The following is a 19785-nucleotide window of genomic DNA, read 5'->3' as shown; positions in this document are numbered from 1 at the left end:
TTGTGACAGAGTGTTTACCTATAACTACATAAATGAAAGTTTGTAGAGGTTGTTATGGTACCTGTTGTTGCTCTTGTTGGGCGTCCAAACGTCGGTAAATCGACGCTGTTTAATCGACTCACTCGCACACGGGACGCATTAGTCGCGGATTTTCCCGGCTTAACGCGTGATCGCAAATACGGTCAAGCTAAGTTGGGTGAACACGAATTTATCGTGATCGATACTGGCGGTATTGATGGCTCTGAAGAAGGCGTTGAGACCAAAATGGCACAGCAATCGCTCGCTGCGATTGACGAAGCTGATGTGGTGCTGTTTATGGTAGATGGCCGCGCGGGTCTGACGGTCGCAGATGAAGCGATTGCTCAGCATCTGCGCCGCATTGAAAAGCCAGCAATTTTGGTTGTGAACAAAGTGGATGGTATCGATGCGGATGCCGCTTCGGCGGAGTTCTGGCAACTCGGTATGGATCAGATGTACCAAATCGCCGCCGCGCATGGCCGTGGTGTGGGCGCATTGATTGACCGTGCGCTGAATCCGTTTGCTGAGCAAATGGAATCTGAGCAAGCTCAACTTGAAGATCTGACCAACGAAGAAGATCCAGAAGAAGAGCAGCTAGAGTACAGCGAAGAAGAAGCAGAAGCCGAATACAAGCGCCTGCAAGACTTGCCGATTAAACTCGCGATCATCGGTCGTCCAAACGTGGGTAAATCAACACTGACTAACCGCATTCTGGGTGAAGAGCGAGTGGTGGTTTACGATATGCCGGGAACCACGCGTGACTCTATCTACATCCCAATGAAACGTGATGAGCGCGAATATGTGTTGATTGATACTGCGGGCGTGCGTCGCCGTAAGCGTATCAATGAAACCGTTGAGAAGTTCTCGGTAGTCAAAACCTTACAAGCGATTGAAGATGCTAACGTGGTACTGTTGGTGGTCGATGCGCGTGAGAACATCTCCGATCAAGATCTTAGCCTGCTTGGTTTTGCTCTAAATTCTGGCCGCTCCATCGTGATTGCGGTGAATAAGTGGGATGGTCTGAGTTTTGACGTCAAAGAACACGTGAAGAAAGAGCTCGATCGTCGACTGGGTTTCGTTGATTTTGCACGCATCCACTTTATTTCTGCACTGCATGGCACAGGTGTCGGTCACTTGTTTGAATCTGTGCAAGAAGCGTATCGCTCTGCAACCACGCGTGTGGGAACGTCTGTACTGACTCGTATTATGAAAATGGCCACCGATGATCACCAGCCACCTATGGTGCGCGGCCGTCGTGTGAAATTGAAATATGCACACGCGGGTGGTTACAACCCACCAATCATCGTGATCCACGGCAACCAAGTGAACGAGCTGCCAGATTCATACAAACGTTATTTGATGAACTATTACCGTAAATCGCTAGAAATCATGGGTACCCCGATTCGTATCCAGTTCCAAAATAGCGAAAACCCATTTGAAGGTAAGACGAATAAAATGACCCTCTCACAAGAGCGACAACGTAAGCGATTGATGAGCATGGTGAAAAACCGCAGAAAATAATTTATAAAGCCCAAGTTTACTTGGGCTTTTTTGTCTCTGAAGGAGAGAGATACATGACCTATTGCGCAACAGAAGTCACCTTTCCACAAGGAATTACGTCACTAGAAACTCAAGTGATGTTGCTTCAGGCTCATCAAAATGGAATGGATGTTGTTACCTACAGTACGCCTTTTCACCCTGTCAGTCATATTTGGCCCGATCATCCTGCTGACCGTGGAATCTTAATTTGGCAAGGTCGTGAGTATGCCGTCACTGACTGCGTCGTGGGGGCGATTAAACAAGCCTCGGGTCATTTGTACGTTGGAAATGATATCCCCGTAAAACGTGAAGAGAGCGGCTGGCTCTTTGTGGTCGTTCATCGTCTTGGCGAAGTCATAGCCACATGCCAAGTGGGCGATAAGGTTCAGTTGCAAGTCGATACCCAATATCAAGCGAGTTTAAGCCGAGGTCATAGCGCAGGGCATTTAGCTTATTTAGCGCTCAATAAAGTCTTAGCACTGGGGTATTGGCGTAAAGATGCAGAGCGTAAAGACCCGCAGGGTTATTTTGACTTCAACAGCTATGCCCAAATCTCAAGTGATGTTACTCCTGATTGTTCAACCGATGTCTATCGTTTGGGGAAAACACTGCGTAAGCGCGGTTTAAATAGTGATGATGTGCTGAGATATTTAAGTTTTATAGAACAAAAGACTAATGAACAGCTTGCGCAGTGGCTAGCTTTAGCCAGCCCAATTCGTCTTGAGTGCACGGGCTCAACTTTGACCGATTCACGTTATTGGGAATGTGACTTACATGAAGCCAATATCGCACGAATTCCTTGTGGAGGCACACACTGCAAGGGTTTAACCGCCTTTCAGTCGATCCAAGTGACACTGAAACAAGTCGATGAACAGCATATTGAGGCAGTCACTTGCGCGCAGCCCTCAGAATCTGAGTGATCTTTTCACTATATTCTGTCAATCGCCTTAAAACACAAAATTTATGGTTTTTTAATCTGTTTAAAATTGAAATGCAGGATATGTAACTTATGCTTTCGGTGGGTGGTTATATAAAAGTTCTTTTCATGGCAGATCGCTGATCAAAACCTTTTGAGCAGAAGATCCGGTTAGGATCCTGCTTAAAAGAGTATCAGTTATTGGTTAATTAAGTCGCATCGATCTGAGTAGGCGTGATAAAGATCATGGCGTCGGATCCCATCTCGATGAATTATGTGACACAACGCAAAATGATAAGGAGAGTGCTATGGACAACCCATGTCCAACATGTGGCCAAGAATTAGAATGGACAGGTCAGTACCACTGCAGTGCTTGTACGGTAGATTACCGTAAAATCGGATTTTGCCCCGAGTGTGACAGTGAATTAGAAAAGCTGCAGGCTTGCGGTGCGGCGAATTATTTCTGTAATCAGTGTAATGAGCTGAAATCGAAATCCAAAATCCGTTTTGTCTTCCAACCGCTTAACGGGAATTCACAGTAGAGAGAATCTCACCATCCATTAACTGGGTGACTAAAGTGTCACCCGGTTTCACTTGGGCGCTTTGGCGCACTAACTCACCTTGTGTGGTACGTGTCACCGAATAGCCACGGGCTAAGGTTGCAAGAGGGCTGACCGCATCCAACTTTTCACTCAACAAAGCGAGTTGATGGCGTGATTGGATCAAATAGCGTTGGATCGACTGATTTATTCGCTGCTCTTGCTGGATCAGATTAAAACGCTGCTGGCGGATCAAGTGAATAGGCGAATGGAGCTCTATCTTATGGCTTAAGCGATTCCAGCGTTGCTGCTGAGTTGCCAGACGTTGCTGCATCTTTTGCTCAAGACGCAGGCTGAGTTCATCAAGTTGCTGCTGCTGGCGCTCTAAACGAGCTTGAGGATGCTGTTTATCGAGCTTGTGCTGTAAACGGGCAAATTGCGTATCTTGCTGCGCCAAATAATGGCGCATGGCACTAGCCAGTTTGGCTTGCCATTGATGGAGTGCTTGCTGTTTATGGCGATGATCACGGCTGACCAATTCCGCCGCTGCTGATGGGGTAGGTGCACGCACATCGGCGACAAAGTCAGCGATCGTCACATCGATTTCATGGCCTACTGCACTGATAATTGGGATTTCACTCGCAGCGATAGTACGTGCCACGATTTCATGGTTAAAACACCACAAATCTTCCAAAGAGCCACCACCACGACCGACTATCAACACATCGCACTCGGCGCGTGTATTCGCACGACCAATCGCTTGGGCGATTTGAATAGCTGCTTCTTCACCTTGTACGAGAGTGGGGTAGATCACCACAGGCAGATTCGGGTCACGGCGCTTGAGCACGTGCAAAATATCGTGCAAAGCCGCGCCAGTCCGTGAGGTGATAATCCCCACGCAGCGTGGATTTTCCGGCAATGGCTTTTTACGCGTCTGAGCAAAACAAACCTTCGGCGGCAAGTTGCATCTTCAGTTGTTCAAACTGCTGCTGTAGGCGGCCATCCCCTTCCGGTTGCATGCTTTCAAGAATAATTTGGTAGTCACCGCGCGGTTCGTAAAGAGAGAGCCGAGCTTTAACTAACACTTGCTGACCACTTTTCGGTTTGAAATTCACCAGACGGTTATTGCCCTTGAACATGGCGCATTTAACCTGCGCTTGGCTGTCTTTTAGGGTTAGGTACCAGTGACCAGAAACGGGAGCGGAGAAGTTTGAAATTTCACCCACCAACCAGACGATCCCCATTTCATTTTCCAGTAATAAACGGACTTCAGAATTTAAACGGGAAACGGTGTAGATATTTCGATTGGCGAGGGAAGAAGACAACGCTGATTCCTCAGACGTGGGTATGGAAATTAGCCGCAATATAATACATATCAAGGGGTGGAATGCAAATAAAAAATGAAAAAATGTGTGGTCAACCGATTGCCTCGGGCGTATAATCCGTCCGCAATATCAAATATAAATCCCTTTATTACGCGAAACGATGAAGTGGATTTCCGTTGTTAACACTCCTGTTGTGAGATATTGCACATGCTACGAATCGCAAAAGAAGCTCTAACCTTTGACGATGTTTTACTCGTCCCTGCTCATTCCACCGTTCTTCCTAATACTGCCGACCTTCGCACTCGGTTGACCAAAAATATTGCGCTAAACATTCCTATGGTTTCTGCGTCTATGGATACTGTCACGGAAGCACGTCTTGCGATCGCTCTGGCTCAAGAAGGCGGCATTGGCTTTATTCACAAGAATATGTCGATTGAACAGCAAGCTGCTCAAGTTCACCAAGTGAAAATCTTTGAAGCAGGTGTGGTTACTCACCCTGTGACGGTTCGCCCTGAACAAACCATCGCTGATGTAATGGAATTGACCTACCACCACGGTTTTGCTGGTTTCCCTGTTGTGACTGAAAATAATGAACTGGTTGGTATCATCACTGGCCGTGACGTTCGTTTCGTTACTGACCTCACCAAATCTGTTGCCGCAGTAATGACGCCAAAAGAGCGTCTAGCGACGGTAAAAGAAGGCGCAAGCCGTACTGAAGTGCAAGAAGAGATGCACAAAGCGCGTGTTGAGAAAATTCTGGTGGTGAATGATGAGTTCCAACTTAAAGGCATGATCACCGCGAAAGACTTCCATAAAGCCGAAAGCAAACCAAATGCATGTAAAGATGACCAAGGTCGTCTGCGTGTTGGTGCTGCTGTTGGCGCTGCTCCAGGCAACGAAGAGCGTGTTAAAGCCTTGGTTGAAGCGGGCGTTGACGTTCTGCTGATCGACTCTTCTCACGGCCACTCGGAAGGTGTTCTGCAACGTATCCGTGAAACTCGTTCGGCTTACCCACACCTTGAAATCATCGGTGGCAACGTGGCGACCGCTGAAGGTGCGCGCGCTCTTATTGAAGCGGGCGTAAGCGCAGTGAAAGTCGGTATTGGCCCTGGTTCTATCTGTACTACTCGTATCGTAACGGGTGTGGGTGTTCCTCAAGTTACTGCTATTGCGGATGCGGCTGGCGTGGCTGAAGAGTTCGGTATTCCTGTTATCGCAGACGGCGGTATCCGTTTCTCTGGCGATATTTCTAAAGCGATTGCTGCTGGTGCATCTTGTGTGATGGTGGGCTCTATGTTCGCAGGTACTGAAGAAGCACCGGGCGAAGTCATTCTGTTCCAAGGCCGTTCTTACAAAGCCTACCGCGGTATGGGTTCACTGGGTGCGATGTCAAAAGGTTCATCAGATCGTTACTTCCAAACAGATAACGCGGCAGACAAGCTTGTTCCAGAAGGCATTGAAGGCCGTATCGCTTACAAAGGTCATCTGAAAGAGATCATCCATCAACAAATGGGCGGCCTACGCTCTTGTATGGGGCTGACTGGCTCTGCCACGGTAGAAGATTTGCGTACTAAAGCTCAATTTGTACGTATCTCTGGTGCGGGTATGAAAGAGTCTCACGTACATGACGTGCAGATCACGAAAGAAGCTCCAAACTACCGTATGGGTTAAGCGTAAACGTTTGCTTTAATGCTTGATGACTGAATGTGAGGCGAGTAGATTCGCCTCCGTTTTAAGACTTCCTGTTTTTAATACTTGGCTGATAAGACTGCTAAACAATGACTAAGAATATTCATGACCAACGAATTCTGATCCTTGATTTCGGATCCCAATATACCCAGCTGGTTGCCCGTCGCGTGCGCGAAATCGGTGTGTACTGTGAGCTGTGGAGCTGGGATGTGGAAGAGGCGGACATTCGCGAATTCAATCCAGATGGCATTATTCTTTCTGGTGGCCCTGAAAGCGTGACAGAAGCGAATTCACCACGAGCCCCACAATATGTGTTTGACAGTGGCGTGCCAGTATTTGGCGTTTGCTACGGCATGCAGACCATGGCTGAGCAGTTAGGTGGCCGTGTCGCGACCTCTGATGAGCGTGAGTTTGGTTATGCTCAGGTGAAAGTTTCTGGCGAATCAGCGCTATTTAAAGATCTTGAATTGACTCAAGACGTTTGGATGAGCCACGGTGACAAAGTGGTCGAAATTCCAGCTGATTTCGTAAAAATCGGTGAAACCGACACGTGTCCATACGCAGCGATGGCCAATGAAGAGAAGAAATACTACGGCGTGCAGTTCCACCCTGAAGTAACCCACACTAAAAATGGTTTGCAGATGCTGGAGAACTTTGTTCTGGGCGTGTGTGGCTGTGAGCGTCTGTGGACTTCTGAATCTATCATTGAAGATGCCGTTGCGCGTATTAAAGAGCAAGTGGGTAACGATGAAGTGATCCTTGGCCTTTCTGGCGGTGTGGATTCTTCTGTGGTTGCCATGCTGGTTCACCGCGCGATTGGTGATCGCCTGACTTGTGTGTTCGTGGATAACGGCTTACTGCGTTTGAACGAAGGTCAGCAAGTGATGGATATGTTTGGGGACAAATTTGGCCTCAACATCATCAAAGTGGATGCAGAAGAGCGTTTCTTGAAAGCACTGGAAGGCATTGATGAGCCAGAAGCGAAACGCAAAACCATCGGTCGTGTGTTTGTTGAAGTGTTTGATGAAGAATCAAAAAAACTCAGCAACGCTAAATGGTTGGCGCAAGGTACTATCTATCCAGATGTGATTGAATCAGCGGCTTCAAAAACAGGTAAGGCGCATGTGATCAAATCTCACCACAACGTGGGTGGTTTGCCAGATGACATGAAAATGGGCCTTGTTGAGCCACTGCGTGAACTGTTTAAAGATGAAGTGCGCAAGATTGGCCTTGAGCTTGGTTTGCCTTACAACATGCTTTACCGCCACCCATTCCCAGGCCCTGGCCTTGGTGTACGTGTACTGGGTGAAGTGAAGAAAGAGTACTGTGATTTACTGCGCCGTGCAGATGCAATCTTTATTGAAGAGCTGCATGCAGCGGATCTGTACAACAAAGTTTCTCAAGCCTTTACTGTGTTCTTGCCAGTGCGTTCAGTTGGTGTCATGGGCGATGGTCGTAAGTACGATTGGGTTGTATCACTGCGTGCAGTCGAAACCATCGACTTTATGACCGCACATTGGGCGCACCTGCCTTATGAGTTCTTGGGTAAGGTTTCAAACCGCATTATCAACGAGGTGAATGGCATTTCACGCGTGGTGTATGACATCTCCGGTAAGCCACCAGCAACGATTGAGTGGGAATAATGCTCCTTTAAGAAAGGTCTGGCACTAACAGGCACCAAATCATACTTAAGTCCGCGTAATTGCGGACTTTTTTTGCTTTTAGCTTAGTCATTTTTGGTAATGTCTGGCAACGCCAAGCACGGTTTGACCGTGGTATTTTGATGGGTATGATTCATCGGTAATGCCATGGATTACGCCCGATACCATGCTGAGTGTTTTTGATGGGGCATGGTATTAAATTTATATATCTATCTGTTTTTGTAAAGATTAATCTCTAGTTTTTAGAGGTTTTTCAGCATGGTATCAAACAAGAATAATAGGTCGAAACATGCTGACTGATACCAAGCTACGCAATCTCAAACCCAAAGATAAACTTTACAAAGTCAATGACCGTGATGGTCTCTATGTTGCTGTCACTACCGCAGGCTCTATCTCTTTTCGCTACAACTACTCGATCAATGGCAGACAAGAAACTATTACCTTTGGTCGTTACGGAGTAGGAGGCATCACGTTAGCTGAAGCGCGTGAGCGTCTCAATGAAGCGAAGCGAATGGTTACTGATGGAAAGTCACCTGCCAAAGAGAAAGCACGTGCTAAGGCGAGAACGAAAGATGCTGAAACCTTTGGTGCCTGGGCTCAGAAATGGCTGCGTGGCTATCAGATGGCCGATTCTACCCGGGATATGCGTCGTTCAGTCTATGCACGAGAGTTAGAGGGCAAATTTGGCAATCAGAAGCTCACCGAAATCACCCATGAAGATCTGCGAGCACTGACTGATGCGATAGTAGAGCGTGGCGCGCCCGCAACGGCTGTACACACGCGTGATATTGTACTCCAGGTGTATCGGTGGGCAATTGAGAGAGGGCAGAAAGTTGAGAACCCGGCAGACCTGGTGAGGCCCGCAAGTATCGCGCGGTTTGAGCCAAGAGACCGAACGTTAACACCGGCTGAGATTGGTTTGATGTACCGCTATATGGAAAAGGTAGGAACCACGCCTTCGATTCGTGCTGCGGTAAAGTTGCTTTTGCTGACTATGGTACGTAAAAGCGAGTTAACCAATGCAACTTGGAGTGAAATTAACTTTAGCGAAGCGTTGTGGACAATCCCTAAAGAAAGGATGAAACGACGTAACCCGCATCTGGTGTTTTTGTCACGCCAGGCGATGGATATTTTGATCGCCTTGAAGACATTTGCCGGTGGATCTGATTACATTCTTCCTTCTCGTTATGACTCCGATGCCCCAATGAGCAGTGCGACAATGAATCGTGTATTAGCTCTAACGTACAAGGCTGCGCAGAAGGATGGGCAGTCACTAAGTAAGTTTGGCCCGCATGACCTACGTAGAACAGCGAGTACATTGCTGCATGAAGCAGGGTATAACACTGACTGGATAGAAAAATGCCTGGCGCACGAACAGAAAGGGGTGAGGGCAGTTTACAACAAAGCTGAATATCGAGAGCAACGTGCATCAATGCTACAGGACTGGGCTGATATGATTGATGAGTGGACAACTTAACACGTTGAGTAAATATAGAGTGGGGAGTTGAGCCCCACTCATTAAAAGTCTCTTTAAGGGCACTTTACGGTATTTAATTGAATCAAGTTAAAGGTAGTTATTAATGGTCTCAATATGGTGCATCATACTTAACTTCTTAGGTACACCTAAGGCGTGATACGTCCCGTTTACGTGAATTTTAATATACTCTTGAAACCCGAGAGTGTTTTGATCAAAGCTAGGTGTAACATTAGCAAAATCAATCATTTCCTGCAGAGCCTCTTTGAACTTACCAGCAGGGTCACTTTGATCATTAGGATTTTTGGTCGATAGGCTATGCTTAACGTACATATTACTATTGGATTGTTCTATGTATGTAATGTGAAGTGCAATAACAAAAGCAGGCCCTCCAGATGTAGACCAAGCATCATCAATTGTTAAGAAATCTCCAAATCCGATCTGATGTTGGATCATTGGGGTAGTGTACGCCACATGAGCATCTGAGAAGTACTGCGGTGTTCGACTGTAATCTGCATTTCTTGGTTTGGATGGGAAAGAGCTATCAACAATTACGCTACGTGGTAATGAGTTTCTGAAAGCGTGCGAGTATCTATTCAAGTTCTGGATAATATTTGCAACAGAATTGCTTGTATAGGGAGTGATATTTGATTGTATATCTTCCTGTAGGTACAGGGAGAATGGAACGCTGTCGTTGATTAATTGTTGTAGTAAAGTTTTGCTGTATAGAATATTTTGGTTGTGTAGTCTTATGCATGGAATAAAAGATACAGTATGTTTAGATAATTCAATGTTTAGAAAGTCCGGAGAGTCACTCGCTAAATCACCTACTTGAGGGTTTACGATAACATGAGGTACAATATTATGATTGTTTAGTACATCGATCGTTGTGCAAAGACGATCGATGTTGTCGTTAATAGGCTCAATTACAGGGCTAACCTTGGTTGAATTAAGTCTCGGAGCTACTTCTTTCAGTGCCGCTAGCTCAAACTGCTTCCCTCTCATATATGGAAAATACATCATAATCCTCTCTATTAAACTGATTGCATTTAAATAGGGATGATATGATGTTGTTCTTATCTTTTTTGTGAATGCTGTAGCTTATTCCAAGATTTTTCATAGATTTTGGTAGTTTGGAGATGAATTTGTGATCATTTCGACGGTATTTTTTAAGTACTCGCTTGAAATGTTTATTAGCTTCAGCTTCATTCAACGAACAAAATATTTCTTTGCACTCGCTAAATAGCTCTGTTGACGGGCAATCGGGAACAGATCCTGTGACTCTATGCGCAATGTCGGTATACTCTTCTTTCCTCAAAGTATGAAACATTAATTCAGCATCAAAATTCTTGTTTTGAGGGGCCTCTATTTTCTTACTCAACTGATTTCTCTTGTTTGATAATAAAATACCAAAGAGAGGCATATCCTTTTGAATTTTTATCAAGGCACTTAAATGCGTCTCGTGAGTAACAACGTATGTTTTATCAAAGGAGGAAGTGTAAGCGGACAACTGCTCGGGAAGTCGCTTTAAGGAGTCAAATTTAGTTTTTATTTCGTAGCACGTAGAGGACCCGTTAATGATCACACAGTCCGCTTTGTTGGTGCCAATACGCAATTCACTGAGCATGCTTGCGGTGTTCATTGAATGAGTCCCTAGCAAAACATTGTTAGCAATAATGTTTTTGATAACATATTCATTAGGGTAGTGCTTACAAAGGAGTTTGTACGCTTCTTCAAATAATTCAGAAATACTTTGTACATGGGATAGTGTAGGGAAGTCACTAGCAATGTCTTGCACAAGGCTCAGATCTCCTTGAGCAACTTTAGTTATGTTTGTACTGGTAAACATCTTTGCTAGTTGCTTGTAATTCATGGTTATATCCGATGTTGAGTTACTTAAAAACTCTTTAATCTATTGCATATAATAGTCTTAGAAAGGCGATGATTCTAGAGTAAAGACAATGCGAACTCAACCTGATAACGTTAGTTTTGGGACTACCTAGAGATGCTAACAACAAGCTCATGAAGGCACACATCCAAAAGAGAAACTGTTAATAATTTAAGACTAGCTTTAGTTTCCGCTTGAGTTAATTTTTACTTTTATTTATCTCCATGAGTTTAGTATTTCTGAGTCAAATTTTAGCCGCTAAAATTTTGCCAGTTCTTCTAGTCTGGTAAGAGAAACTCATCGCGAATTGTTCCTAGTGCTTTGGAAACAGCTTGGTGAGAAATTTTATTACCACCAAGTTCAGTTAGTTTTTGAGCAACCACCTTCTGACTAAGGCCTTGATTTATCAGAGCTAGCATTCTTTTTTTATTGTCAGTAAGTCTTGAATCTACCATTCTTCGGGCTATGTTACGTAAAGCTCCTTCATCATCAGGTCCTAAAGCTGAACCTACGGCAGTTAAGTCATTTGAAATGGCTAGTAGCTCCTCGTAACTTGATTTATCTAAAGTAACGGGATTGGAATACGTCGTTCTTACATATTCAAAGAGTGCATCGGATTGCTCGGGTTTGATAGCCTTGTCTTGGAGATAGTAATAAAAATACTCATCTATAAGTTTATCTCCCGACATAGCATTGTAGCGATCTGGTTGAGCTACTTGGCGGCGTAATCTTAAAACTTCCTGATCAAACTGTTTGGAAGAGCGTTTCGCTTGCTTGTACATTGCATTCCAGGAACCATCTTGTAGCTTAGGTCTGTGACTTAAGCAGTAAGTGTGGCTAAGAACAGCTCTCTTTTTTTTCCCTTCGGCATCTTCCTCATTCTCAAGAAACTGGTCTTCAACCCATTTTGTCATGAATAAAGAGAATTCAGTTGGGCTCCCACAGAAGGCACACAAACTCCTTCTTCGCTCAGTGTTTAAGTAAATATCAGGTGCCAAATTTGACCTGTTGGGTCTTTTACCTTCGCACAGCGAAAACAAATTCTTAAGAGTTTCCTGAGTCGAAATGTATAAATTTCGCTGTTCAGTATATGAACTGTTGTCTACAAAATTACGAAGATAGTGGTGAATTTGATCCACGGTATACCGAAAACCTCCAAACTTAATCAGATCGCTGTAGCTACATTGAGGAGGATATATTGGTAAGAGTTCCAGATAATCAGCTGGAATTTTATCTATAAATTCGCAAGTCGCAGGGTCAATTAACTCTTTTATTAAGCTGATAATGTTGTGGCTTTTTGATAACTCCGAGTATGAATGCCATTTTTCTCTAAATTGATGAACAGCAGCGGCTACGGATTTATCGCAACCGTCCCATATGGGTATGTAGAAATCTCCCAATCGTTCTTCAACTTCCTTTTCTTTATCCACTTTCATTCAACCTATTTGTCCAATGCATGTACGTAATCTACTAGCAAAGCCTGACATTATCTAGCAAAGAATTAAGAGGAGGACTAGTTATGGAGCCATGGACAAACAAAACACTAATTAACCGAAAAACATTGTTAAAAATGATTCCGTTGTCTGATCGAACCATCTATAACCTGGAACAGCGTGGTGATTTTCCTCGTCGTATTGTTCTGACCAGCCGAAGTGTTGCTTGGGACTTGGCTGAAGTGGAGAACTGGATAGCAGAGAAGCGCAGGTCTGCGTTAAAAGCCGCAAGACCCGGTTTTATTTGGTAAGTCTGAGTCCACATGACGATTAAATATGTAACGGATGTTCAGGCTAGGGGAACCACTAGACAAAAAAGTGTCTCGGTTACCTGTGGAAAGCTAGAGCTAAGCACGAAACATATAGACAACATCATAGCAATCCAGGAGTGCAGCGCTCAGGAGGCTAATGAACTCGGTTTTATCGCTCGGCTTTTGATTCAAGCAACCATACCGCATAGCAAACCCCAATCGAATGAGTGGAGTCGCAAGAATGGTAATTTCACAATGCACATGATGGCCCCCTCATCTGTAGGTTTGCCTTACGGTTGCTATGCACGTTTGCTTCTGGTTTGGATGACCACTCAAGCAGTAAGAAACAAGTCCAGATTGGATAAGGGTTATATCGGTGAGACAGAGGCGCGTAGGCTTGAATTAGGGAATTCTCAGAGAAGCTTTATGGCCGAACTAGGGTTATCGGGAACTGGGGGGAAAGATGGTTCTATTCCGCGTTTGCGTGAGCAGATGAGTAAACTTTTTAAAACCACCATTAGCGTTATGTTTACGGAACATAATGAAGGTGATGAATATATTTCTGAGGATGAGATTGGTGCCAGAGTAGCGGATGTTTCACATATATGGTGGAGCACAAAGCATCCAGATCAAAATTCATTATGGGGCTCTTGGGTAGATCTGTCGCCAAAGTTTTTTCAACTGATAACAGATAAACCAGTTCCTCTAGATATGAGGGTATTACGGTTGATTAAGCGTTCTCCTATGGCTCTCGATATATATTGCTGGGCAACATACCGAGTCAGCTATTTAAAACGTTCAACAGTCATTCCCTGGGAAGGACTAATGGACCAAATAGGAGCCAATTACCCTAATACTCCTCAGGGACATCGAGATTTCAGAAAACGGTTTCTCGATGGGCTTAAAAAGGTTCAGTATGCATGGCCAGAGCTAGATGCTACTTCAACCGAAAAAGGATTGCTTTTGAAACCAAGTGCTCCACAAGTACCTCGACGGACAAAGCGATAGAGTGAACGGTATGAAACAGTATGTACGCACCATTCTAGATGTTATTAAGCCTGGGTATTTAGAAAGTTATCCACGCATGTTCTGTCCCGCTTTAAAGGGGGTATTTTGCGCATGTTCTGTCCCGGCTTACGCATGTTTTGTCCCTGAGTGCGCATGTTCTGTCCCGCGAAGTGCCAAAAAGTTTTTTAATAACAGGTGGTTGTAGAACTCCCTATAGTACTTTCCTGTAGGTATACCTATATAAAAATTAACCTGTAGTTAAGCAAACAAATATTGTGGATAAGATTTATAAAAATAAACTGCTTAAAACTGTCAATGAAATCATTTTTTGGGAAGTTATGTATTTTCAACCACATGAAAATAAAATGTTTTTTATTCTTTTTTTCTTGGCGTCTAAACATTCATTGACACTTGAGGGGCAGTTAAACACGAAGGCTTTGAATTTAGCCTAGAGCGGAAAGTGTTAGGAAAGCTGTGTTTTTCTGTGTCGTGATATTGGAGTAAAGCCAACACGCATAAATCGCTGTAGACCGCTATTTTAGCGCTATTGAATCATTATAAGTGCGCTGTCATATCGCTATAAGTATCGGACTTATCGGGTAAACATGGTTTACACGGGAATAAACAGTTAAATGCAGAGAAATGCACAAGGGCATGCATAACTTTCCGTGATAAAACCAAAGTTGAAATGCGGGCAGGATGTGTGAAGTAGGCCCTCCATGCAAGCATGGCGAAGCCTCTTCACTTATGACTTATTCGCACCTTCGGCACTCAACGTTAATCCTGCCCTGCGGGGCCAGAAAGAGGAGGCAAAGCATGGGGAACAGCACGAACAAGAACACTCGAAAGAATAGCCCACCGATTAAGGTTTACTGTCTGCCTGAGGAGCGTGAGTTGATCGAATCGCTGTCTGTGCAAGCAGGTCTTAGTACTTCTACTTATCTACGTGAAGTCGGCCAAGGTTATCGCATTCAAGGTATTACCGATGCAGAACAGGTACGCAAACTGGTAAGAGTGAATGGTGACTTAGGGCGTTTGGGTGGTTTGCTTAAGTTATGGCTTAGTAATGATGCCAAGGTAGCGAATGTGGGAGTCAATACAATCTTAGCTGTGCTTAATCGTATTGAAGCGACGCAAGATCAAATGAGCTCGCTTATGGAATCCATTCTTCGGCCGAGGGCCGATCAATGATAGTCAAGCACGTACCGATGCGTTCGCAAGGTAAGTCTGACTTTGTGGGCTTGGTGAATTACATCACCGATCACCAGAGCAAAGAGCATCGACTTGGTAACGTTCGTTTAAATAACTGTGAAGCGGAAACCGTGCGCGATGCGATCAGCGAAGTGTTAGCAACTCAATTCGCGAACACCCGAGCGAAGAGTGATAAAACCTATCACCTCATAGTGAGCTTCCCTAATGGTGAACAGTTAGAAGCGCATACTTTGGCCGCGATAGAAGAGCGCATTTGCCAAGGCTTGGGTTATGGAGAACATCAGCGTGTCAGTGCTGTGCACAACGATACGGACAACCAACATATCCATATCGCGATCAATAAAATCCATCCCACGCGCAATACAATCCATGAGCCTTATTACCCACATAAAAAGCTAGCGGAAATGTGCGAGGCCATCGAGCAGGATTTTGGTTTGCAGCAGGATAATCACATACCGCGCAAGCGCGGGGCCGAATCACGTGCGATGGATATGGAGCGGCATTCGGGTATTGAAAGCTTAGTGGGGTGGGTGAAGCGCGAATGCATGGACGAGATTAAATCAGCCAGTAGCTGGCAGGCGTTGCACCAGGTCATGCAGGACAATGGTTTGCAGTTAAGAACCAGAGGAAATGGTCTAGTGATCGTTGCCGGTGGTGAAGCGATCATCAAAGCGAGCACCTTGGGACGTGAGTTTTCTAAACCCAAACTCGAAGCGCGCCTTGGTCCCTTTGAAGCGACTGCATCGGATTCTGTTAAGCCGAGCCGCCAATATACACACCGACCTGTTCGCTTGAAGGTGAATACCACCGAGCTATATGCCCGTTATCAAGCAGAGCAGAAACATGCCGCAGAGAGTAAAACGCAAGCCCTTGAACAGGCTAGTCGTGATAAAGATCGACAGGTTGATAACGCCAAGAGGAAAGGGCGTGGCCGTCGCGCAGCGATTAAGTTAACCGGTAGCAATAAGCTTACTAAGACGCTTTTGTACAAACAGGCCAGCAATGCACTGAAAAGCGAGCTTGAGCGCATTCACAAGCGCTACCAAGAGCAACGGCAAACGATATATCAAAGCAATAAACGCCAAGCCTGGGCGGATTGGTTAAAAAGCCAAGCATTGCAGGGAGATAGAGAAGCCCTCAAAGCGCTACGTAGCCGAGAGGCTGCACAAAAGCTTAAAGGCAACACACTGAACGGGGATGCAGTTCAGGCCGAGCCCAAAGCAATGGTCGATACGATTACGAAAAAAGGCACCATTATTTATCGAGCAGGTAACAGCGCCGTGCGTGATGATGGTGAGCGTCTACAAGTGTCGACGGCTTCCAACCAAACCAGTGTCTTAGCTGCGCTAAAGGTAGCAATGGATCGTTACGGTAAACGTATTACCGTGAATGGTTCGCCTGAGTTCAAGGCGCGAGTAATCAAGGCGGCGGTAGATGGCAATCTGTCTATCAAATTTGCCGATCAAGGACTAGAACGCCGTCGTCAGGCATTAATGGCCCAGAATAAAAGGGCCAAGCGGTCTGATAAGCCTGGCGTGTTACCGATTGGCAAAGTGCCACCTTCACGCCGTGGCTGGTTGCAAAACCTATCTCAGTTAGAGGTCTTAGCGATACAGTCAGGTCCTGTACCTGAAAAAGCGGCGGTCATGCCAGCACTAGAGCAGCGTAAAGCTAAGCTCCAAGCTGAGCAGGCTGCTAAAAAGGCGAAACGACAACATAAGAGCCGATCACGTTGATGTGATGGCAAAGGAATCGACGGAAGCCCTAACCGCTTCGGTTGGTAATAACACCGATGTTTAACCCTATTTGGCCGCGCGTTTTACGGTGTCGCGCAGGTCGGGCGCCGGGATAGTAAGTGGCGAGCTATCTCTGAAAAGGCCCACATTCACCGCTGGCAACGGTAGGAGTAGGGAGCGAGCCCTACAGGTTGGTGAATGCAACTTTTAGTCATAACAACTAAGAGTAAATGATCATGCTAAAACGAAAAATTTTAGCGGCTAAAATTCCCGTGCTTGCCATCTCCTTGGCGTTAAACCTTTCTAATCCTGTATATGCGGGGATTCCGGTTGCTGATGGTACGAATCTAGTTCAGAACATCATGTCGGCAATGGAAGCTGTTACACAGACTGCTAAACAAATTCAGCAGTATCAAACCCAGTTGCAGCAGTACGAAAATATGCTGCAAAACTCGATGGCCCCGGCTTCTTATATTTGGGACCAGGCGCAGCGCACCATCAACGATCTGAACCAGGCGACCAACACACTCGCCTATTACCAAAACCAGCTTGGTAGCCTCGATGCTTACCTAGGCAAGTTCCAGGACGTGGCCTATTACCGCAGCTCGCCTTGTTTCTCGTCGGCGGGATGCAGCGATGCCGAACGGGTCGCTATGGCCGAGAACCGCCGCTTGGCATCTGAATCGCAGAAGAAGGCCAACGACGCGCTGCTTAAGGGCCTGGAGCAGCAGCAAGACAACTTGCAGGCCGACGCTCGACAGCTCCAGCGTCTGCAATCTGCCGCCCAAGGCGCGGACGGCCAACTGGCCGCCATTGGTTACGCTAACCAGCTCGCTAGCAACCAGGCCAACCAGCTCCTGCAAATCCGAAGCCTGTTGATTGCCCAGCAGAATGCCGTTGGCACTCGAATGCAGGCGGATGCTGACCGCGAAGCTCAATATCAAGCGTCTCGTGAAAGGTTGTTCGATATGGGCGAGCCAACCGACCGTTCAGAAAACAGGGGGTTTTAATCATGAAGAAAATCACCCGACTTTTTATCGTTAGCGCGTTGGCCTCTTTTGTTCTGGTGGGGTGCGGTGAAGATGACGGGCCAAACCCTGCAACGATCAACTGTGACAACCCGAACCTGACGAAAGAGCAGAGGGAAGAAGGGAACTGTCTTTGGGATATGGGCGAACCCACGGATCGCTCCAAGAACAAGGGGTTCTAATCATGAGCAAGATATTCATTCGACTTGTGATGCTCCTAGCAGTTGTACTGACTTCGCAAACTGCGTCAGCGGCCATTGAGCCTAATGGTGTCTTGGATGAAGTGGCCGTGCGTTTCATGACGGCCAGTGCTACTTGGGGCACGGTAATTACAAACTATGCCGCCTGGCTGTTCTGGACGCTGGGTACTATATCCCTTGTTTGGACTGGCGGGGCCTTAATCCTTAAACAAGCGGATATAAGGGAGTTCTTTGCCGAGTTCGTGCGCTTCATCCTGACGTTTGGTTTCTTTCTCTGGTTACTCAGAAACGGCCCAGACTTTGCGACGTCAATCATCGACTCGTTGAGAATGATCGGTGCTCAAGCCGGTGACCTTCCGAGAGACCTAACCCCGTCAGAGCCTATTAGTATTGCGTTCGACATTATTGTGAAAGCTGGTGAGTCCTACAGCATCACAAGCCCGATAGATAACTTGTCTATCTTCTTAATCACGCTGGCAATTTTAGCATGTATGGCGGTAGTGGCGGCCAATGTGTTGTTGGCCTTGGTGACGGCTTGGATATTGATCTATGCCGGTGTCTTCGTGCTGGGTTTTGGTGGTTCGCGCTGGACTTCAGATATAGCAATCAACTACTTCAAAAGCATATTGGGCGTTGCTTTGAAGTTGATGACAATGACGTTGCTCATTGGCATTGCCATGTCGATCATGGACGGTTTATATGCCGATCTATCCAATGATGCCCCTATGCGTGAACTGCTGGTGATCTTTGTCGTTTCACTGGTTCTAGTGATGCTCATTCACTCGGTTCCCAATGTGGTCGCCAGCCTGGTTCCTGGAGGCGGCGCGGCGGCAGGTGCAGGCAGTATCAGTGCCGGAGCGATGGCCGGAGCGGCTGTTGCCACTGGTGGTATGGCTGCCGGTGCAGCAATGGCTACCGCCGGTGGTGCGTCTGCTATTCAGGCTGCATTTGCAAAAGCAGGTGAGAACGTAGCGAACAATACTGACGTTATGTCGAGCCTGGGTGGAGTATTTAGCGGTGGCGGCGATTCTGATGAAGCTGGCTCCTTCTCCCAAGCCTCTGGCCAATCCTCTGGCGGCGGCTTTAAAGGCAGCGCTGTAAAAGCGGGTCGTATTGCTGCGGATACCGGTGCTAATTTGATGAAGGGAATGGGTGATATGGCCGGGGATAGAATCAGCGGCACTGCTGGAGGCCGTTTAGCCAGCTCGATCAGAAACCGTACGAAAGATGACGGGGATAGTGATGACCAGGAGGGCGACTGACGACGCTTCACCTGCATTTGATAACGACAGCTTGGGTGGTGTGGGTACTGACTGGATGAATCAAACCTGCGGCTTTGATGGCCTATCCAGTGAGGATCAAGAAGAAGCCCGCCAAGCACACGAAGAATGGCAAGAGCGCGACCCGGAAAAGCACACCTTCGACGTTGAGGACTATGTGTCGTATGCCCAAGAACGCCAGCAAGAGCGCAACGAAGAGGTTGCCAGTTTTGTTAAAAAAGGTCGCATGGCCTAACTAAGTAAGGATTACTGATTATGGAGTTTAGCTTTCCACCTCAAAACCTTGCGGAGGTATTTGGTTTCTTCGCAGTGATGTTCATTGTGATGCTGGCCTTCTATTTTTTGGGGCAGTGGCTGCACAACACCGGACACGGCCCGAAGATGAAAGCCATTGCCGACAAAATGGAGGTATTCCAAAACAGGTTGGCCGGGCGTGTTTACAAGGACATGACAAGATCGGTCGATCAAATCGACAAAGTGAGACGCTGGCCGTTTGGCCTACGCAAGTAGTTAGAAAGCACACGGGCC

18 protein-coding genes and 1 pseudogene are annotated in these 19785 nt (G+C 46.3%); 15 read left to right on the top strand and 4 right to left on the bottom strand.

Translation table 11 applies throughout. From position 1 onward, the window contains the following. The first annotated feature begins 54 nt into the window (after nt 1-54). The 3 genes from der to CEQ48_RS15045 all read left to right on the top strand — a co-directional run bounded on the left by der (nt 55) and on the right by CEQ48_RS15045 (nt 3015). A complete protein-coding gene (gene der, locus CEQ48_RS15055; protein WP_000249400.1) occupies nt 55-1539 on the top strand; it encodes a ribosome biogenesis GTPase Der in 1485 nt (494 codons plus the stop codon). A gap of 53 nt (nt 1540-1592) precedes the next feature. Then, nucleotides 1593-2477 (top strand): alanyl-tRNA editing protein, encoded by an 885-nt coding sequence (locus CEQ48_RS15050; RefSeq protein ID WP_181722644.1) that lies wholly within the window; start codon nt 1593-1595, stop codon nt 2475-2477. A gap of 304 nt (nt 2478-2781) precedes the next feature. Beyond that, a complete protein-coding gene (locus CEQ48_RS15045) occupies nt 2782-3015 on the top strand; it encodes a zinc ribbon domain-containing protein (protein WP_089071816.1) in 234 nt (77 codons plus the stop codon). Here the strand turns inward: CEQ48_RS15045 and xseA are convergent. Further along, nucleotides 2996-4337, bottom strand: a pseudogene (gene xseA, locus CEQ48_RS15040) (exodeoxyribonuclease VII large subunit). The gene CEQ48_RS15045 and the pseudogene xseA overlap by 20 nt on opposite strands. Nucleotides 4338-4544: 207 nt before the next feature. Between xseA and guaB the strand changes: the two are divergent. The 3 genes from guaB to CEQ48_RS15025 all read left to right on the top strand — a co-directional run bounded on the left by guaB (nt 4545) and on the right by CEQ48_RS15025 (nt 9164). After that, a complete protein-coding gene (gene guaB, locus CEQ48_RS15035) occupies nt 4545-6008 on the top strand; it encodes an IMP dehydrogenase (protein WP_089071815.1) in 1464 nt (487 codons plus the stop codon). A 107-nt stretch (nt 6009-6115) separates the two neighbouring features. After that, on the top strand, nt 6116-7669 hold the full coding sequence (guaA, locus tag CEQ48_RS15030; protein WP_089071814.1) for a glutamine-hydrolyzing GMP synthase: 1554 nt from the start codon (nt 6116-6118) through the stop codon (nt 7667-7669). A gap of 307 nt (nt 7670-7976) precedes the next feature. Beyond that, nucleotides 7977-9164, top strand: a complete 1188-nt coding sequence (locus CEQ48_RS15025; protein WP_089071813.1) for a tyrosine-type recombinase/integrase — start codon at nt 7977-7979, stop codon at nt 9162-9164. 87 nt (nt 9165-9251) lie between these two features. On the opposite strand, the gene CEQ48_RS15020 is transcribed toward CEQ48_RS15025, so the two are convergent. From CEQ48_RS15020 to CEQ48_RS15010, 3 genes are all read right to left on the bottom strand, one after another. After that, complete coding sequence (locus CEQ48_RS15020; RefSeq protein WP_232477859.1) at nt 9252-10184, bottom strand: sce7725 family protein; 933 nt, start codon at nt 10182-10184, stop codon at nt 9252-9254. After that, entirely contained in the window at nt 10147-11034 is an 888-nt protein-coding gene (locus CEQ48_RS15015; RefSeq protein ID WP_089071812.1) for a sce7726 family protein, read from the bottom strand. The genes CEQ48_RS15020 and CEQ48_RS15015 overlap by 38 nt, the downstream gene beginning before the upstream one ends. A gap of 293 nt (nt 11035-11327) precedes the next feature. Further along, entirely contained in the window at nt 11328-12485 is a 1158-nt protein-coding gene (locus tag CEQ48_RS15010) for a transcriptional regulator (protein WP_089071811.1), read from the bottom strand. 83 nt (nt 12486-12568) lie between these two features. On the opposite strand from CEQ48_RS15010, the gene CEQ48_RS15005 reads away from it, so the two are divergent. From CEQ48_RS15005 to CEQ48_RS14965, 9 genes are all read left to right on the top strand, one after another. After that, entirely contained in the window at nt 12569-12793 is a 225-nt protein-coding gene (locus CEQ48_RS15005; protein WP_089071810.1) for a helix-turn-helix transcriptional regulator, read from the top strand. A gap of 12 nt (nt 12794-12805) precedes the next feature. Then, complete coding sequence (locus tag CEQ48_RS15000; RefSeq protein WP_089071809.1) at nt 12806-13801, top strand: replication protein RepA; 996 nt, start codon at nt 12806-12808, stop codon at nt 13799-13801. A gap of 816 nt (nt 13802-14617) precedes the next feature. Beyond that, a complete protein-coding gene (traJ, locus tag CEQ48_RS14995) occupies nt 14618-14992 on the top strand; it encodes a conjugal transfer transcriptional regulator TraJ (protein WP_089071808.1) in 375 nt (124 codons plus the stop codon). Further along, on the top strand, nt 14989-16749 hold the full coding sequence (gene traI, locus CEQ48_RS14990) for a TraI/MobA(P) family conjugative relaxase (protein ID WP_089071807.1): 1761 nt from the start codon (nt 14989-14991) through the stop codon (nt 16747-16749). Before traJ ends, traI begins: the two co-directional genes overlap by 4 nt. A 236-nt stretch (nt 16750-16985) precedes the next feature. Next, entirely contained in the window at nt 16986-17759 is a 774-nt protein-coding gene (gene trbJ / locus CEQ48_RS14985) for a P-type conjugative transfer protein TrbJ (protein ID WP_089072385.1), read from the top strand. Nucleotides 17760-17761: 2 nt separating this feature from the next. Then, on the top strand, nt 17762-17959 hold the full coding sequence (locus tag CEQ48_RS14980) for a hypothetical protein (RefSeq protein WP_089071806.1): 198 nt from the start codon (nt 17762-17764) through the stop codon (nt 17957-17959). Nucleotides 17960-17961: 2 nt separating this feature from the next. After that, nucleotides 17962-19239: a P-type conjugative transfer protein TrbL gene (gene trbL, locus CEQ48_RS14975; protein ID WP_089071805.1), complete on the top strand. Its 1278-nt coding sequence runs from the start codon at nt 17962-17964 to the stop codon at nt 19237-19239. Nucleotides 19240-19294: 55 nt separating this feature from the next. Further along, nucleotides 19295-19492 (top strand): conjugal transfer protein TrbL, encoded by a 198-nt coding sequence (locus tag CEQ48_RS20430; protein ID WP_157724710.1) that lies wholly within the window; start codon nt 19295-19297, stop codon nt 19490-19492. Between the two features lie 20 nt (nt 19493-19512). Further along, on the top strand, nt 19513-19767 hold the full coding sequence (locus CEQ48_RS14965) for a hypothetical protein (protein ID WP_089071803.1): 255 nt from the start codon (nt 19513-19515) through the stop codon (nt 19765-19767). Nucleotides 19768-19785 lie beyond the last annotated feature (18 nt).

This window comes from Vibrio tarriae (assembly GCF_002216685.1).
Classification (GTDB): Bacteria; Pseudomonadota; Gammaproteobacteria; order Enterobacterales; family Vibrionaceae; genus Vibrio; species Vibrio tarriae.
The sequence above is the reverse complement of the archived record's forward strand: the minus strand, read 5'-3'. Positions and strand labels throughout refer to the sequence as shown.

What these genes read in the sequence shown, in the direction of transcription:
- der (WP_000249400.1), top strand. Translation starts at nt 55, where the DNA reads ATGGTACCTGTTGTTGCTCTTGTTGGGCGTCCAAACGTCGGTAAATCG.
- CEQ48_RS15050 (WP_181722644.1), top strand. Translation starts at nt 1,593, where the DNA reads ATGACCTATTGCGCAACAGAAGTCACCTTTCCACAAGGAATTACGTCA.
- CEQ48_RS15045 (WP_089071816.1), top strand. Translation starts at nt 2,782, where the DNA reads ATGGACAACCCATGTCCAACATGTGGCCAAGAATTAGAATGGACAGGT.
- guaB (WP_089071815.1), top strand. Translation starts at nt 4,545, where the DNA reads ATGCTACGAATCGCAAAAGAAGCTCTAACCTTTGACGATGTTTTACTC.
- guaA (WP_089071814.1), top strand. Translation starts at nt 6,116, where the DNA reads ATGACTAAGAATATTCATGACCAACGAATTCTGATCCTTGATTTCGGA.
- CEQ48_RS15025 (WP_089071813.1), top strand. Translation starts at nt 7,977, where the DNA reads ATGCTGACTGATACCAAGCTACGCAATCTCAAACCCAAAGATAAACTT.
- CEQ48_RS15020 (WP_232477859.1), bottom strand. Translation starts at nt 10,184, where the DNA reads ATGATGTATTTTCCATATATGAGAGGGAAGCAGTTTGAGCTAGCGGCA.
- CEQ48_RS15015 (WP_089071812.1), bottom strand. Translation starts at nt 11,034, where the DNA reads ATGAATTACAAGCAACTAGCAAAGATGTTTACCAGTACAAACATAACT.
- CEQ48_RS15010 (WP_089071811.1), bottom strand. Translation starts at nt 12,485, where the DNA reads ATGAAAGTGGATAAAGAAAAGGAAGTTGAAGAACGATTGGGAGATTTC.
- CEQ48_RS15005 (WP_089071810.1), top strand. Translation starts at nt 12,569, where the DNA reads ATGGAGCCATGGACAAACAAAACACTAATTAACCGAAAAACATTGTTA.
- CEQ48_RS15000 (WP_089071809.1), top strand. Translation starts at nt 12,806, where the DNA reads ATGACGATTAAATATGTAACGGATGTTCAGGCTAGGGGAACCACTAGA.
- traJ (WP_089071808.1), top strand. Translation starts at nt 14,618, where the DNA reads ATGGGGAACAGCACGAACAAGAACACTCGAAAGAATAGCCCACCGATT.
- traI (WP_089071807.1), top strand. Translation starts at nt 14,989, where the DNA reads ATGATAGTCAAGCACGTACCGATGCGTTCGCAAGGTAAGTCTGACTTT.
- trbJ (WP_089072385.1), top strand. Translation starts at nt 16,986, where the DNA reads ATGCTAAAACGAAAAATTTTAGCGGCTAAAATTCCCGTGCTTGCCATC.
- CEQ48_RS14980 (WP_089071806.1), top strand. Translation starts at nt 17,762, where the DNA reads ATGAAGAAAATCACCCGACTTTTTATCGTTAGCGCGTTGGCCTCTTTT.
- trbL (WP_089071805.1), top strand. Translation starts at nt 17,962, where the DNA reads ATGAGCAAGATATTCATTCGACTTGTGATGCTCCTAGCAGTTGTACTG.
- CEQ48_RS20430 (WP_157724710.1), top strand. Translation starts at nt 19,295, where the DNA reads ATGAATCAAACCTGCGGCTTTGATGGCCTATCCAGTGAGGATCAAGAA.
- CEQ48_RS14965 (WP_089071803.1), top strand. Translation starts at nt 19,513, where the DNA reads ATGGAGTTTAGCTTTCCACCTCAAAACCTTGCGGAGGTATTTGGTTTC.